The sequence below is a fragment of the Stenotrophomonas sp. S49 genome (genome assembly GCF_016624905.1).
Lineage (GTDB): Bacteria > Pseudomonadota > Gammaproteobacteria > Xanthomonadales > Xanthomonadaceae > Stenotrophomonas.
This window is the reverse complement of the sequence record NZ_JACVUD010000022.1, coordinates 23215-38237: the sequence shown is the minus strand read 5'-3', so window position 1 is coordinate 38237 and position 15023 is coordinate 23215. Positions and strand designations below refer to the sequence as shown.

Below are 15023 nucleotides of genomic sequence, written 5' to 3'. Positions count from 1 at the left end.
ATGCACTCATATCAAGGACACCCGCATCCTTCGCCAGTCGGTGTAGCTAACTGCCCCGAAATTGTATAGCCAGATCCGGACAAGAAGCCAAACCCAACCCCAGGCAGCGGAGGAAAGGAAGCCGATCCGCCACCGATTTTATCTCGGCCCATATCTTCTAGCGAAAACAATCGGCGCAACCAAGCCCAATTATCGCCATCCTTATTCCCCTTCAACAAGTTGTCGGTACCTTGAACAGACCCGCCAATCGACGGCCCCCACCCCCCTGCTAGTTCCGAGTATCTGTAGACACCCCAGGATTTGGGGGGCAATGGACCCGAACTCTCCGAAGCGCTTACCGACGCGCCTGCGCCAAGATATGCCCCACCACCCAGCATTGCACCCATTTGCAATGACCCATAAATCTGATAACAAGCAATACTTTTCCGATCCTTAGGAACAGAGATTCCAAAAGTTCCAGAGAAATTTACTGCAACTCCAGGCCCGGCTCCCGAGGCGGAGGCGCCCGCTCCAAATTGGTTGTTCAATCCCAAAGGGTCAGTGAATCCGATGGAGTTGCCAGTTGCATAGACAAAAGTCGAAATCCCCCCCGCCAACCCAATCGGGTCACTCTGCGAGTACCGCCCGACCGCCGGGTCATACTCCCGCTGGTAGTTGTAGAACATCCCGCTCGCATCCGTCGCCTGCTGGCCCGGGAAGCGCAGCGCCAGCTCGAACGCCACACCATCACTGTCCGGGTCGGCACTCGGGATCTGGTTCCCAAACACTTCGCTCTTGTTGCTCCACTCCCAGATCGCCACATCCCGCACTGGGTCGATCACCACACGCGGTGTGCCCAGGTGATCCGGCTGCACGTAAGCCAGCTCCGGCACGCCCGCAGCGGGCACATTGATCAGCGCCACTGGATAGTTGTCCAGCCAGATGGCTTGCTGCTGCGCCTCACCACTGGCGCTGTAGTTGCCCAGCCATTGCCCTGCCTCGTCGTACAAGGTGATCTGCGCAGTGCCGCCCGTCGGGGTGCGCAGCACGCGTTCACCACGATGGTTGTAGGCATAGCTTTCCAGCACTGCGCTGCCCTGCTTCACCGCATTCATGCGGTTGGCGTCGTTGTAGGTGAACGCCTTGCTGCCAATGCTGGTGGTATTGCCCGCCGCATCATGGCCGCGGGCTTCGCCGTCCACCGCGGTCAAGCGATGGCTGCTGGCGGGATAGGTGTAGCCGGCCACACCGGCCGCGGTGGTCAATGCGGTGCGGTTGCCGGTGGCATCGTACGCATACGTCTCAATCGGCGTGCCCGTCGTACCGTCCTGGGTCTGGGTCAGGCGACCCAGCGTGTCGTAGGCATAGGTGGCCAATACGGTTGAGCCCGCACCATTCTTCAATTCGGTGATGGAGCCCACCGGATCGTACCCGTAGCTCAGCGACAGGCCGCCGGCGGCCGGGTCGTGTACTGCCTGCGGGCGATAGTCCAGATCCAGCGGACGCTGCAGTTGGCGGCCATTGCCATAGCTCCATCCCGTCGCGGGGCCGAAGGCGGCATAGGTCACGTTGTCGACCACCACCTGCCGCGACTGACCCGGGCGGGTCAACCCAACCTGGCTGATGCGCCCCAAGGGATCGCGTACATAGTCGGCCACACTGCCATCGGGATAGGTCAGCGCGGTCAAGCGGCCCGCCTTGCTGTAGGCATAGCGCAAGGTGCTGGCCACACCGTTGATCGTCTGCACCTTGCGGGTGATCTGGCCGAAGCGGTCATGGCAGTACTGGGTGCTGCCATTGGCGTGCAGCACCTGCCCCAGGCGCCCCTTGGCGAAGCGCTCATCGGCGGCACAGGCGGCCGGCGCCACATCGTAGCTGTAGCCGATATCCAGATTCGGATCTGGGTACGCAACACCGATCAGGCGGTTGAGCGCGTCATAGCTGTAGGTGGCCGTAACACCGCGTGCATCGGTGCGGGTCTTGCGATTACCCGCCGCATCCACGGTGAAGCTGCTGGTGCCGCTGTCGGGACTGACCTGGCCGGTCAGGTCGCCGAATCCGTTGTAGGCATAGGTAGTGTGCAACCCCTTGGGGTCGGTCACCTGCGTGACCTGATCCAGCGCGTTGTACTGGCTGCTGATCTCCGCCGCCACCCCGCCCACGTCCTGCAGGGTCTGGGCCAGGCGGTTCAGCGGATCATGCTGCTGGCTGGTCACACGCTGCAGCGCATCGGTCACCGTCTGCGGGTTACCGTTGGCGTCGTAAGTGAAGCCGGTGGCATGGTTGCCCGCATCTTTCAGCGCGGTCAATTGGCCAAGGGTGTTGTAGGTCCGCGCCAGCGTGCGCCGCAGAGTGCCACCCGCATCCACGGTGTCTTCGTTGAGGCGGTTGCCGGCATCGTCCAGCGTGTAATGGATGGTGTTCCCGGCACTGTCTGCGATATCGGTCAGGCGCTGGGCCGCGTCGTACACGTAGGTGACGCTGCTGCCGTCAGGCTCGGTGACCTGTTGCACCTGGCCAGTGGGCCAGTAGCTGATCTGGGTAGAGCGGTCGTCAGCCGTGGTCGCGCCGCGCACCGTGATCGATGTCGGCCAACCGCGCGGGTGATAGCTGTAATCGGTGACCACGCCGTTGCCATCACGCACGGACAACGGGCGCCCGAAGGTATCGTAGGAAAGCGTCTCCGTGGTGTGGCCCAGCGCATTGCTGATGCTGCGCAGGTCGCCCTTGCGGAAACTGCAGGTGCCACCGCTTGCACAGCCCGCATCGTCCGCGGTGTACCACGCACGGGTCGTAACATCGCTCACGTCAGTACGGGGGCCATCGGTCGATCGCAGGGCACCCACCTGGGCACAGTCAGGACCTTCGGCCTCGCAGTAGGTCAGTGTGGTGACACGGGTCTGATCCGTGGCCGTATCACGCACGGTGATCACCGTAGGCTGCAGGCGTGCATTGCGGGCAATGCGGATTTCCTGCGTACCCACGGTCTGCAGGACAACCCGGTTGCTGTCTATCGCAACGCGCGTTTCAGTCACCCGCTCCTGCGGGGTTCCCGCAGCTTCCGTCGTAGTCGTGACCCGCACGGCGCCTGCCAGCGGGTCGGTCCCCTCGGCGTAGGCATATTGGGTTACCGTGCCGCGTCGATCCGTGCTGGATGCAACACGCCTGCGAAAATCCGTACTCTCGGGCAGCAGCACCGTTGCGGTGGTACCCGCGGCATCCGTTGAACCGGTGACCATGCGCGGGAGCGTGCCTGGGCCACCTGCGGTCAATTGGTAGGTGGACGTCTTTCCCAGGGCGTCGGTTACGACGGTGTCACCGGCCGGCAGGTACGCGAGGTCAATCCCATCGATTCCTGCGCCCGCCGTGCCCGGGTCAGGGGAGTGACGGCTGTAGATCACGCGTCCCTTTTCGTCATACCCGAACCAGCTGAAACGCCGGTTGTCCTCGGCGGTGACACCGGTGAGGTAGTTCGGGTAACGCGCATCCTCATAGTGGTAGCTGCGCACGCTTCCATCTGCGTACGTCGCACTGAGCAGATTCTCGCTGCTGGAATAGGCGTAGGAAACCAACGCCTGCCCGGCCAATGAAATGGATGAGATCCGCAAGGCATTGCCCGGCACCGCGTAGTGAAGCGTCAACTGGCGCCCGCTGGAATGGGTGACCGACAGCAAGCGCCCGCGCGCGTCGTAGGCATAGGCCAGCCATGTTCCGTCTTCGAAGTCGCGGTGCTGCATGCGGCCTTCGTTATTGAAGTAGAGGCGCTCTGTTGCACGCGAAACCTGCCAACCCGATGTCTGCTGGACTGCGCGGTCGCCGCTGCCGTCGTTGGCCTCGTACTGGGTGCCGACTTTGACAAAGGCGATCTGGTTTCCATCAGGATCGATCAGGCCGACCGACAATGCCGGTGGGAACACGGTAGGGTCGTTGCCGGTGGCAAGGCGGATGTTGTGGGAATGGGTCCAGCCGATCCCCAGCGACTCGCCGGCAGTGCTAGTCAGGGAGTGATAGTGCCGCTGGAAACTGACCCAGCCCAGGTCGAAGTCAGGCTCTGGCTGGCTCTTGTCGCCGGTGGCGGGATTGCACGGGTTGGCAAGCATCGGACACTGCTTGGGCTGTGGCGGGCCCTTGTAGGTCATCATGCCGGCAGTGCGCATCTCGCACATGCCGCTGGCCGCGTTCCATTGGGTGCTGGACTTGTTGGGGCAGTCCACGCGGCGTTTGCGCTCCAGCACACCGCGCACGAAGGCGCCCAAGCACGAGCCCCCACCGAAATCAAGGTAGCGTGTTCCCGACAGCGTTGCCGTGTCGCGTCGGCTGCTGCCATCGGGTCCCTTGTCAGAGCCTTCCACCCACTGGATGGGGTCCAGCTGCAGGGCCGGGCACTGCGGATCGGACGCGTTCTGCGTGCGGATCGCCTGCATGAACAGCTCGTCGCTGGCGTAGGGCTGCGAGGCGTACGTGTAGGTCCAATCGGCCTTGATCAGCGCCAGGGGCTGAAAGCGATAGTCGGTGGTTGTCTCACGAGGGCTGACAGCTTGGCTGTGCACATACCACTGGAAGGGGACATCCACCTGGTCGCCGGCGAACATCGTCTCGATGGATTGGCGCGCGGCGCTTTCAAAGAGGAATTTCTGGCCTGGCAGATACGGGAAAGCCGTCCATTCCTTGCCAACTTCCTGTGCGTATGCGCTGGCACCCACCGCGAGACCCGGAAGGGCCAACGACAGTGCCAGCAGCCATTCGGCTTTGATTCGCTTGAACATCCCTGTTCTCCACTCCTGGGCGAGGGTCGCACCGGCGGAGGAACACCCACACGCCAGCATCGCCATGGCGCGCTGTACGTCGGACCGTCCCTGTTCCGGTAACGCGGCTGGGCCGCATGGGCGAAGTTATCTCCGAAATAACCGGCACGTTCAAGGCATGAACTGTGCTATCGGTCGAATTTCGGATTATTCCTAAACGACACGAGCCACCCAATCACCAGCCAGAGACGAAGCCTGCAGGCCTATCGGGCTGCGGTCACAACGCCAACCCCACCCCACACCCGCCCCGCGCACGGCACTCCCGCAGCGCACACGCTTCTGCGGCTTCCGCATCGTCCAGCGCGCTCAGGTCGAAGGTCTGTTCGTCTTCGGCAAGCACGTACATCACCGGGTAATCCCAGACGTCATCACGACGGCTGCCCTGCACGAACAGGCGCCCGCGCGCATCCGGTCCCTGCAGGCCGACAATCAGGCCAACATTGCGCTGACCGTCGATTGCGGTCTGCATGCTGCCCACCGGCATTGCGTCGGCCTGCAGCGGTTCGCCGAAGGCCTGCACCAGTTCAATGCTGCACCCTGCGCGGCGCATGGCCTCGCGCATGGGTGCGCTTTCGCGCGCGGCCTCGCTCCAGCGCAGCAGGCTCCACGCGGTGGCGCCGCCCAGGCTGGCCAGCAGCAGGACCACGGCCAGCGGCATGGCCCAGCGCCAGTGGCGCCGCCACCAGCCGGTGGCGGGGGCGGCATGTGCGGGAACGGGCGGTGGCAGCGGCATCGGCGGGCTCCTTCCCAATCGCGATCAGGGCTTCAGGCAGCGCTCCAGGAAGGCTTCGGCCACGCGGTAGCGGTGCAGCGCATCGGCGCCGGACAGGCCGTGCTTGGCGCCCGGGTAGGTCATCAGTTCGAACGGCTGGCCACGCTTCTGCAGCGCGCTCATCAGGCTGGTGGAATTGGTGAACAGCACGTTGTCGTCGGCCATGCCGTGGATCAGCAGCAGCGGCGAGCGCAGGCCATCGATGTGGGTCAGCACGCGCGCTTCGCGGTAGCCGGCGTCGTTGCGCTTGGGCAGGTCCATGTAGCGTTCGGTGTAGTGGCTGTCGTACAGGCCCCAGTCGGTGACCGGTGCGCCGGCCACGCCGCAGGCATAGCTGTCCGACGCTTTGGCCAGCAGCATCAGGGTCATGTAGCCGCCGTTGGACCAGCCCTGCACGCCAATGCGCGCCGGGTCCACCCAGGGCTGCTGCTTCAGCCAGGCCACGCCGCGCAGCTGGTCGGCCACTTCCACCGTGCCCTGCTTGCCGTACAGCGCGCCGCCGAAATCGCGGCCGCGACGCGGGGTGCCGCGGTTGTCCAGCGAAAACACCACGTAGCCCTGCTGGGCCAGATACTGGTTGAACAGATGGTCGCCACGGCCGGGCCAGCTGTCGGTGACGGTCTGGCTGGCCGGGCCGCCATACACGTACGCGGCCACCGGGTAGCGCTTGGACGGGTCGAAGCCGGTCGGCTTGATGATGCTGTAGTTCAGCGCGGTCTTGCCATCGGCGGCGGTAAGCGTGCCGAACTCGATCGGCCGCTGCGCGTCGCGGTAGCGCGCGTAGGGGTGCTTGGGGTCGGCCAGATCATTCTGCAGCAGCGTGGCGATCTTCTCGCCATTGGCGCGGTACAGCTCGATCTGCGGCGGGGTGTTGCTGTTGGACCAGGTGTCTACATACACGCTGGCGTTGCGGGCGAAGCTGGCGCTGTGCATGCCCGGGGCCTGCGACAGACGCTGCGGCGCGCCCCCCTGCAGCGATACGGCGTAGATCTGGCTTTCGCGTGCCGAGTCGATGCCGGCGCGGAAATAGACCTTGCCCGCCGCTTCGTCCACCGCCAGCAGTTCGTCCACCGGCCAGTTGCCCTGGGTGAGTGCGGTGGTCTTGCCGTCGTTGCCAATGCGGTACAGGTGCTGGAAACCGCTGCGTTCGGAGGACCACAGCAGGCTGCCGTCCTGCAGGAAGCGCAGGCTGTTGTGCAGCGGCACCCAGGTCGGGCTGGTTTCATGGGCCAGCGTGCGCGTGCCCTTGCCGGCCAGGTCCACTTCCACCAGGTCCAGCTGCTTCTGGTCGCGCGATTGGCGCTGGTAGGTCAGGCGCTGGCCATCGCGCCAGTCCACGCGCGCCAGGTAGATGTCCTGTTCCTTGCCCAGGTCGATCCAGCGCGGCGCGGCAGCGGCGGCCGGCGCGATCACGCCCAGTTTCACGGTCACGTTGGCATCGCCGGCGGCGGGGTAACGCTGTTCGATCACATCGGTGCGGTCGGCGTAGACCTCGTAGCGCTTCTGCACCGGCACCGGGCTTTCATCGATGCGGGCGAAGGCGATGGCCGAATCATCCGGCGCCCACCAGTAGCCGGTATGGCGGTCCATTTCCTCGTCGGCCACGAATTCGGCCACGCCATTGCCGATGGTCGCGCTGCCATCGTGGGTGAGCTGCACGGCCTTGCCGCTGGCCAGCTCGATCACCCACAGGTTGCGGCCGCGGATGAAGCTGACGAAGCCGCCCTTGGGCGACAGCTTGGCGTCGGTGGCGAAGCCTTCGCCGTGGGTGAGCTGGCGCACGGCCGCGGCACCCTGCTGCTTCAGGTCGTACAGATACAGTTCGCCGCCCAGCGGGAACAGCAGGCGCTGCGCGTCCGGTGCCCACTGGTAATCGACGATGCCGGTCATGGCGGCGATGCGCTGGCGCTCGCGGCGCGCCTTTTCTTCATCGCTCAGGGTTTCGGTGCCGGGCAGCACCACCTTCGAATCCACCAGCAGTCGGGTCTGGCCGCTGCCGATGTCATAGCTCCACAGGTCCAGCTGGTTGCGGTCGGTGTCCTTGCCACGCAGGAAGGTGACGCGCGAGCCGTCCGGGGCCACCTTGGGCTTCATCAGCGTGGGGCCGGACAGCGGCAGCGGGCCGGTGATGGCTTCCAGGGTGAGTTTTTCGGCGTGGGCAACAGTGCTGGTGGCGATCATGAGGGCAAGCGAGGCGAACAGGTGGCGCATGGGACATCCCGGGCAACGTCAGTGTCCATCCTAACCAAGCCGGTGCGCGAAGGCAGCATGACCTTCTGCCCATGAAGCAGCCCGCCCGGGGGGGGGGGGGGGCCGCGCGCCCCGGGGGGGGGGGGGGGGCGGGGGGGCCCCCCCCCCCGGCGAGCGCAGCGGTCTGCAGCAAATGCGTCAGCGCTGGCCGAACAGCTGCTTGCGCTCTTCGTCGCTCAGCGGCTTGCCGGCGTTGGGGTTCACCTTGTCACGCAGGGCGTAGGCGCGCTGGGTGGCCGGGCGTGCGGCGATGGCTTCGTGCCAGCGCTTCAGGTTCGGGAACGCGGCAAAATCGACCGGAATCTTGTCGTAGGCGCCAATCCACGGGTAGCTGGCCATGTCGGCAATGCTGTACTCGGCGCCGCCCAGGTAGGCGTGCTCGGCCAGGCGCTTGTCCATCACCCCGTGCAGGCGGCGCACTTCGTTGTCGTAGCGCTCGATGGCATAGCTGATCTTTTCCGGCGCATACACGTTGAAATGGCCCATCTGCCCGCTCATCGGGCCCAGCCCGGCCATCTGCCAGAACAGCCATTCCAGGGTGGCGATGCGCCCGCGCGGGTCGGTGGGCAGGAACTGGCCGGTCTTTTCGGCCAGGTACAGCAGGATCGCGCCGGATTCGAACACGCTCTGCGCGGCGCCGCCGTCGGCCGGGGCATGGTCGACGATGGCCGGCATCTTGTTGTTGGGCGAAATGGCCAGAAAATCCGGCTTGAACTGGTCGCCGGCGCCGATGTTGACCGGGTGCACGCGGTACTCCAGTCCGGTTTCTTCCAGCAGCAGGGTCACTTTGTGGCCGTTCGGGGTGGGCCAGTAATACAGGTCGATCATGGCGTCGGCTCGGCGTCGTTCAGGAAAGTGCCAGTCTAGTGCGTTGGTTGGCTTGGCACCGTCATGGTGGGCCGGTAACCTCGCCGCTTCCCCGCAACGCACTGTCCTGCATGAGCCCCCAACGCCCCCTGTCCCCGCTGTCCTCGCTGATCTTCGCCTCGCGCTGGCTGCAGCTGCCGCTGTACCTGGGCCTGATCGTGGCGCAGTGCGTCTACGTGTTCCTGTTCGGCAAGGAGCTGTGGCACCTGATTTCCCACTCGGCCTCGATGGGCGAGCAGCAGATCATGCTGATCGTGCTGGGCCTGATCGACGTGGTGATGATTTCCAACCTGCTGGTGATGGTGATCGTGGGTGGCTATGAAACCTTCGTGTCGCGCCTGCGCCTGGAAGGCCACCCGGACCAGCCGGAATGGCTGAGCCACGTCAATGCCAGCGTGCTGAAGGTGAAGCTGGCGATGGCGATCATCGGCATTTCCTCCATCCACCTGCTGAAGACCTTCATTGCCACCGGCGCGCTGGGCGGCATTCCGCTGTGCACCCCGGAACAGATGGCCGTAGCCGCCGCCAACATCGGTGCGGCCCGCTGCGCCATGCTGACCGCCGATGGCGTGCTGTGGCAGACCATCATCCACTGCGTGTTCATCCTGTCGGCCATCGGCATTGCCTGGACCGACAAGCTGATGTCCAACGGCCACGACAAGGCCGAGGGCCACGGCAAGGGCGGCGCGCACTGAGCCCGCTGGCCGGCGGCAACCCCGCGTTGCTGCCGGCCACGGCCATTGGCCCTTGTACGCGATGGCGGCGGGGATGCTAGATTGCACCCTCGCCGCAGTCGGCGCCGGCGTCGGGAAACGCTGGCGACCACGCCCGGATCCCGATCCCGGCGCTGCAGCCATACGCACTACGTAACGTCGTCTTCTAAAGGGGAGCAGGATGTCGCACGTCTCTACGATCGCTGCCGCGCGCCGGTGGATGCCGGTTGCCCTGGTGCTGGCCCTGGCGGCCTGCTCGGGCAAGGAAGAAACACCCGCCGCTGCCGCACCCGGCGCCGCCGCGCCCGCCGCAACGGCCCCGGCCGATGCCGCCGCACCGGCGGTAGCCGCCAAGGTGCAGTCGATGGGCACCGAACAGCTGCGCGAGGCCGCCAGCCAGGCCCTGCGCGAGAACCGCATGTACGCACCGGCCGGCGACAACGCCATCGAGTACTACCTCGCCCTGCGCGACAAGACGCCGGACGACGCCTCGGTGAAGAGCGCGCTGACCGACCTGCTGCCCTACACCCTGATTGCCGCCGAGCAGCACCTGGGCCGCGAGGACTTCGCCGAAGCCCAGCGCTTGGTGGCCCTGATCGAGAAGGTCGACCCGTCCGCGCCGGCCCTGCCGCGCCTGAAGGAAGGCCTGACCAAGGGCGTACAGGTGGCCGCCAAGCGCACCGAGGACGAGACCGCCAAGGTCAAGAAGGACGCCGAGGACCGCGCCAAGCAGCTGGTTGAACAGCAGCGCCTGGCCGAGCAGCGCGCCAAGGAAGCCGACGCGGCCAAGCAGATTGCCGCCCAGCAGGATGCGGCCCGTCGCGACAGCGAGCGCCAGGACGCCGAACGCCAGGCCGCCGCGCGCCGCGAGGCCGAGCAGAAGCAGCAGCAGGCGGCTGCCCAGGCCGCGACGGCCGCGCGCCAGGCCGCCGCCACTGCGGCACCGAGCCTGCGCCCGGTCAGCACCCCGGCGCCGCGCTATCCGTCTGAAGCCCTGCGCTCGGGTACGTCCGGCGAAGTGCTGGTGGAGATCACCGTGGGCACCGACGGTTCGGTGACCAATGCACGCGTGCTGCGCGCCACGCCGTCGCGCGTGTTCGACCGCGAGGCACTGAACGCGGTGAAGCGCTGGCGCTTCGAGCCGGTGGGGGCACCGGTCACCACCCGCCGCACGCTGGTGTTCGCGCCGGGCGGTTGATCCACCCGCCACGACGGCGAACTGCCTGCAGGGCCCGGAGCGATCCGGGCCCTGTTGCGTTGTGGGTACTGGGCCTTGCACGGGAAACCTGTCGCGTCTGGCTGCGAGGCGGCCGCCGCCTGCACGCCGCAGACGTTGCTGGCGTGTTGCCCGCTCGCGCGACAGTTGCGGGCGGTGCAGGCTGGGGGATTCCCTGCGCCAGGCTCGCGCGATGCACCATCCGCCACTGTCCCCCTACCCGCCCTGCCTGGTGCGGCAGCGCGCGCGCCACCCGGCCACCCTGTTCGTCGACGATGACGACCGGCGCCAGCTGCTGGCCCTGCTGCACAGCGCGCTGCTGAAGCAACGGCTGCTGCTGCATGCCTACGTGGTGATGGATGACCACCTGCACCTGCTGGCCACGCCCCGCACAGGCGATGGGGTGGTGCGTGCGCTGCGCGCGTGCTGCGCCGCCTACAGCCGAGCCTTCAGCCAACGGCATGGGCGCCCAGCGCCGCAGTGGCAGACCGGGCTGCAGTGCCTGCCCGTGCAGGACCCGGCGTATCTGCTGGGTGCGCACCGCTATGTGGAACGGGGACCGGTGCATGCGCGTGTGGTGGAACACCCCGAACAGCACGCCTGGTCCAGCATCCACGGCAACCTGGGGCTGCGCGAAGATGCGCTGCTGACAGCGCACCTGCAGTACCTGGCGCTGGGCGCAGATGCGCAGGAGCGTGCCCTGCGCTACGCCGCCTTCCTGTGCGATGGCACCGCGCATGCCGATGCCATCGCGATCGAGGCTCTGGCACGGCGACCGCCTGCCCTCGGGGCGGCGGTCACCCTGCGCGCGCCCCGGCTCAGCCGGAAATAGCCAGGCGCTCGTTGTGGTAGCGGCGCACGGCAGCGAACCACAGCACCGCGGCCAGGCCCAGGCTGGCGCCCAGGTAGATGCCCCACACGGTCGGCGAGATCGCCTCGTGGCGGATCACCTTCAACAACATCTGGTTCTGCGACAGGAACGGCACCGCGTACTGCCACAGCTCGCTCTTCACCGGGTAGGCCATCAGCGCGTAGCCCGGCAGCATGGGCAGCAGCACCAGCCAGGTCATGTGGCTCTGCGCTTCTTTCATGCTCTTGGCAGCGGCCGACAGATAGGTCAGCAGCGAAGTACCGATCAGCAGCATGGGCAGCATGACCAGCAGCATCTGCAGCATGGACACGATGTTCATGTTCAACTGCCGGCCGACATTGCCGGGGGCGATCTGCGCGCTCAGTTTGAAGGCCACCAGAGTGAGCAGCAGCGAGGCAAAGCCAACCACGCAGGCCGCGGCGATCTTGCCGCTGACAATCGCACTGCGCGAACCGGGCGTGGCCAGCAGCGGCTCCAACGACTGCCGCTCACGCTCCCCGGCGGTGGAATCCATCACCAGGTAGGCGCCACCAATGAACGAGGTAAGCGTGAGCAGCACCGGCAGCAGCATGGACAGCATCATGCCGCGCTTGGCTTCGGCGCTGGCCATGTCCTGCTGGGCCACATCCAGCGGGCGTGCCACCTGGGCATCCACGCCGCGTGCCATCAACCGCAGTGCCCCTACCTGGCCGTTGTAGGTGGCCAGCGCCGCCTGCAGCCGCGCACTGGGCACTTCGGCGGCACGCCGGGTGCTGTCACGGATCACTTCCACCAGCGCCGGCTTGCCGTCGGCCCAGTCCTTGCCGAAATCGGCACTGATGCGCAGAGCGACATCTATTTCCTGCGAACGGATGGCCTCGGCCAGATCGGCCGGTGCGGTGGTGGCATTCAGGCCCTGTGCGGCCAGGAAGCGCACCAGGTTGGGCGCGTGTTCGGCGCCGATGGTGGGAATCTGCAGCGGTTGTTCAATCTGCGTGCGCACCCGGCTTTCCGACAGCTTGCCCATGCCCAGGATCAGCAGCGGGTACAGCAGCGGCCCGAACAGCAGGGTCAGTGCCAGCGTGCGGCGGTCACGCGACAGATCGCGCAGTTCCTTGCGCATCACCGTCATCAGGGTCGACATCATGCTCATGCGTGCAGGCCCTCTTCGCTGCCGATCAGTTTCACGAACGCATCTTCCAGATTGGTTTCGCCCGCCTGTGCACGCAGTTCATCGCTGCTGCCGGCGGCCATCACGGTGCCCTTGGCGATGATGACGATGTGGTCACACAGCGCGCCCACCTCCTGCATGATGTGGCTGGACAGGATGACGCAGCGCCCTTCTTCGCGCAGGCCCAGCAGGAACCGGCGCAGTGCGCGGGTGGTCATCACATCCAGCCCGTTGGTGGGTTCGTCCAGGATGACGTTGCGCGGGTCGTGTACCAGCGCTCGCGCGATGGCGGTCTTGGTGCGCTGGCCCTGCGAGAAGCCATCGGTCTGCCGGTCCAGGATGTCGCCCATGTCCAGCGCATGCGACAGCACCTCGGTGCGTTCGCGGATCTGCTGCGCCGACAGGCCGTGCAGTTCGCCGAAGTAGGCGATGTTCTCGCGCGCGGTCAGCCGCTTGTAGACGCCGCGGGCGTCGGGCAGCACGCCCAGGTGGCGGCGCACTTCCACCGGATCGCGCGCCGCGTCGATGCCATCGACGGTGATGCTGCCCTGGTCGGGGGTCATCAGCGTGTACAGCATGCGCATGGTGGTGGTCTTGCCGGCGCCGTTGGGGCCCAGCAGGCCGGTGATGCGGCCATCAGCAGCAGTGAAGCCGACGTTGGCCACGGCCTGGATGCGGCCGGTGCGGGTGTCGAAACCCTTGTGCAGGTTCTCGGCGACGATCATGGGGCCCATCCGTTGAACGAGGTGAATGCCGGCACGTAGCTCAGCGTGTCCAGGCAGCTGGCATCCAGTGCCTTGGCGTCGGTAGTGTCGATGAACTGGCCGAGCAGGCGCGGCATGCAGCCAGCGCTGAGCGTGCCGTGGCCCTGGCCGCGGGCGACCAGGGCGCGCCCGTTGGGCAGGCCCTTGACCACCTGGTCGGCGTAACGCGGCGGGGTGACCGGGTCCAGTTCGCCGGACAGCAGCAGCACCGGCAGATCGCCCTTCAGCGCGGCGGTGGTGGCTGCCGGCGCCGGCTGGTGCGGCCACACCGGGCAGGCGGCGAAGAACGCGCGTGCCGCTTCGGCACCGAACAGGGCGTCATCGCTTTCCGGCGGCGCCTGGAAGCGCGGCGCGTCTTCGCTGCAGATGACCGACCACTGCATGCCGCGGTTGATCTGGAAATCCATGCTGCGGGTGGCACCGCGTACCAGCGAGGCCAGCGGCGCGTAACGGCCCTGGGCCGCTTCATCCAGCACCAGCGGCAGCAGCGAGGAGTATTCGGGCACGTAGGAGAAGGCGAACGCCAGGCCGACCACGCTGTCCGGCGACAGCACGTCCTGGCGCGGCGCATTGGTGCCGGGGTCGCGGTAATCCACGGTGACCGGCGCGCGGCGCAGGGTGTCGGCCACGCTGCGCAGCTGTTCGCGGGTATCCACCGGGAAGCGCTTGCTGCAGGTGGCATCCTTGCGGCACTGCGCCGACTGCAGGGTGATGGCGTTGTCGAAGGTCTTGGCGAACTCGCCGCCGACCACCAGGTCGTTGGGCACCACGCCGTCAATGACGATGCTGCGGGTGTGCTGCGGGTAGGCCATGGCATAGCGCTGGGCCACGCGCGTGCCATACGAGCCGCCCACCAGGTTCAGCTTTTCCGCGCCCAGCGCCTGGCGCACGGCGTCCAGGTCGGCGATGGCCTCGGTGGTGGTGTAGAAGCGCGGGTCGGCACGGCCCTTCAGCGAGGCCAGGCACTGCGTGGCGAAGTCACGCATCACCGCTTCGGTGGGCGCAGCGTCTTCGTCCAGTTGCAGTTCCTTGCCATCGGCACCCAGGCAGCTGAGCGGGTTGGAACCGCCGGTGCCGCGCTGGTCGATCAGGAAGATGTCGCGCTGCTTGCGCACCTGGCGCAGGGCGGTATCGACAATGACAGCCACTTCGCTGGCGGCCTGGCCCGGCCCACCGGCCAGGAAGAACACCGGGTCCGGCGCACCGGCACCGCTGTTGCCCGCTTCCAGCAGGGCAATGCGCAGGTCGATGCTGCGGCCGGCCGGGTTGGCGCGGTCCTCGGGCACCTTGAAGGTGGCGCACTGGGCTTCCACGTTGGCGCTGGCGCCCACGGTGGACAGCGTGCAGGGATGGAAATCGATCTGGCCGTAACGGCGGCTGGGACTGTCGCCGCCATCGGCGGTGCCGGCGGAAGGCGGCGCGCTGCAGCCGGCGGCAAGCAGGCTGGCCAGTACCCCGGCCAGTACAAGTGGGTGCTTTTGCATCGTGCGTGTTTCCCCTGGAGGACGTTCCTGTCGACCACGACGCGCGGTCGCGGCGGATGTGACCAACTGCAGGGGACAACTTACACGGGCGCGCTGCTGGCGGCGATGGGCAATCGTGCTGGACCTGGATTCCGCCCTGGGGCAGGACGCTC

Annotated in this window: 10 protein-coding genes; 3 read left to right on the top strand and 7 right to left on the bottom strand. The window is 66.7% G+C overall.

All coding sequences use genetic code 11. The annotated features are described in order from the left end of the window. Window positions 1-11 precede the first annotated feature (11 nt). The 4 genes from IAE58_RS07105 to IAE58_RS07090 all read right to left on the bottom strand — a co-directional run bounded on the left by IAE58_RS07105 (window position 12) and on the right by IAE58_RS07090 (window position 8634). Window positions 12-4745: an RHS repeat-associated core domain-containing protein gene (locus tag IAE58_RS07105; protein ID WP_199933643.1), complete on the bottom strand. Its 4734-nt coding sequence runs from the start codon at window positions 4743-4745 to the stop codon at window positions 12-14. A 256-nt stretch (window positions 4746-5001) separates the two neighbouring features. Next, window positions 5002-5517, bottom strand: a complete 516-nt coding sequence (locus tag IAE58_RS07100) for a cytochrome c oxidase assembly factor Coa1 family protein (RefSeq protein WP_199933644.1) — start codon at window positions 5515-5517, stop codon at window positions 5002-5004. A gap of 24 nt (window positions 5518-5541) precedes the next feature. Continuing rightward, window positions 5542-7767, bottom strand: coding sequence for a S9 family peptidase (locus tag IAE58_RS07095; RefSeq protein WP_199933645.1), 2226 nt, complete (start codon window positions 7765-7767; stop codon window positions 5542-5544). Between the two features lie 177 nt (window positions 7768-7944). Further along, window positions 7945-8634, bottom strand: coding sequence for a glutathione binding-like protein (locus tag IAE58_RS07090; RefSeq protein WP_199933646.1), 690 nt, complete (start codon window positions 8632-8634; stop codon window positions 7945-7947). Window positions 8635-8744: 110 nt separating this feature from the next. On the opposite strand from IAE58_RS07090, the gene IAE58_RS07085 reads away from it, so the two are divergent. The 3 genes from IAE58_RS07085 to IAE58_RS07075 all read left to right on the top strand — a co-directional run bounded on the left by IAE58_RS07085 (window position 8745) and on the right by IAE58_RS07075 (window position 11434). After that, window positions 8745-9368 carry a TIGR00645 family protein gene (locus tag IAE58_RS07085; protein WP_164275002.1) on the top strand — a complete coding sequence of 208 codons (624 nt, stop codon included), beginning with the start codon at window positions 8745-8747 and terminating at the stop codon, window positions 9366-9368. Window positions 9369-9567: 199 nt separating this feature from the next. Continuing rightward, window positions 9568-10584, top strand: a complete 1017-nt coding sequence (locus IAE58_RS07080; protein WP_199933647.1) for a TonB family protein — start codon at window positions 9568-9570, stop codon at window positions 10582-10584. A 211-nt stretch (window positions 10585-10795) separates the two neighbouring features. Beyond that, window positions 10796-11434 (top strand): transposase, encoded by a 639-nt coding sequence (locus IAE58_RS07075; RefSeq protein ID WP_199933648.1) that lies wholly within the window; start codon window positions 10796-10798, stop codon window positions 11432-11434. Here the strand turns inward: IAE58_RS07075 and IAE58_RS07070 are convergent. Genes IAE58_RS07070 through IAE58_RS07060 form a run of 3 tightly spaced genes read right to left on the bottom strand, consistent with a single transcriptional unit; the run spans window position 11421 to window position 14871 of the window. Beyond that, complete coding sequence (locus IAE58_RS07070; protein WP_108757495.1) at window positions 11421-12605, bottom strand: ABC transporter permease; 1185 nt, start codon at window positions 12603-12605, stop codon at window positions 11421-11423. The genes IAE58_RS07075 and IAE58_RS07070 overlap by 14 nt on opposite strands. After that, window positions 12602-13348 (bottom strand): ATP-binding cassette domain-containing protein, encoded by a 747-nt coding sequence (locus IAE58_RS07065; protein WP_108751282.1) that lies wholly within the window; start codon window positions 13346-13348, stop codon window positions 12602-12604. The genes IAE58_RS07070 and IAE58_RS07065 overlap by 4 nt, the downstream gene beginning before the upstream one ends. Then, window positions 13345-14871 carry an alpha/beta fold hydrolase gene (locus tag IAE58_RS07060; RefSeq protein WP_199933649.1) on the bottom strand — a complete coding sequence of 509 codons (1527 nt, stop codon included), beginning with the start codon at window positions 14869-14871 and terminating at the stop codon, window positions 13345-13347. Before IAE58_RS07060 ends, IAE58_RS07065 begins: the two co-directional genes overlap by 4 nt. Window positions 14872-15023 lie beyond the last annotated feature (152 nt).

Bases quoted from the DNA above. Each gene is read 5' to 3' on its own strand.
- IAE58_RS07070 (WP_108757495.1), bottom strand. From the start codon at position 12,605: ATGAGCATGATGTCGACCCTGATGACGGTGATGCGCAAGGAACTGCGC.
- IAE58_RS07065 (WP_108751282.1), bottom strand. From the start codon at position 13,348: ATGATCGTCGCCGAGAACCTGCACAAGGGTTTCGACACCCGCACCGGC.
- IAE58_RS07080 (WP_199933647.1), top strand. From the start codon at position 9,568: ATGTCGCACGTCTCTACGATCGCTGCCGCGCGCCGGTGGATGCCGGTT.
- IAE58_RS07105 (WP_199933643.1), bottom strand. From the start codon at position 4,745: ATGTTCAAGCGAATCAAAGCCGAATGGCTGCTGGCACTGTCGTTGGCC.
- IAE58_RS07060 (WP_199933649.1), bottom strand. From the start codon at position 14,871: ATGCAAAAGCACCCACTTGTACTGGCCGGGGTACTGGCCAGCCTGCTT.
- IAE58_RS07075 (WP_199933648.1), top strand. From the start codon at position 10,796: ATGCACCATCCGCCACTGTCCCCCTACCCGCCCTGCCTGGTGCGGCAG.
- IAE58_RS07095 (WP_199933645.1), bottom strand. From the start codon at position 7,767: ATGCGCCACCTGTTCGCCTCGCTTGCCCTCATGATCGCCACCAGCACT.
- IAE58_RS07085 (WP_164275002.1), top strand. From the start codon at position 8,745: ATGAGCCCCCAACGCCCCCTGTCCCCGCTGTCCTCGCTGATCTTCGCC.
- IAE58_RS07090 (WP_199933646.1), bottom strand. From the start codon at position 8,634: ATGATCGACCTGTATTACTGGCCCACCCCGAACGGCCACAAAGTGACC.
- IAE58_RS07100 (WP_199933644.1), bottom strand. From the start codon at position 5,517: ATGCCGCTGCCACCGCCCGTTCCCGCACATGCCGCCCCCGCCACCGGC.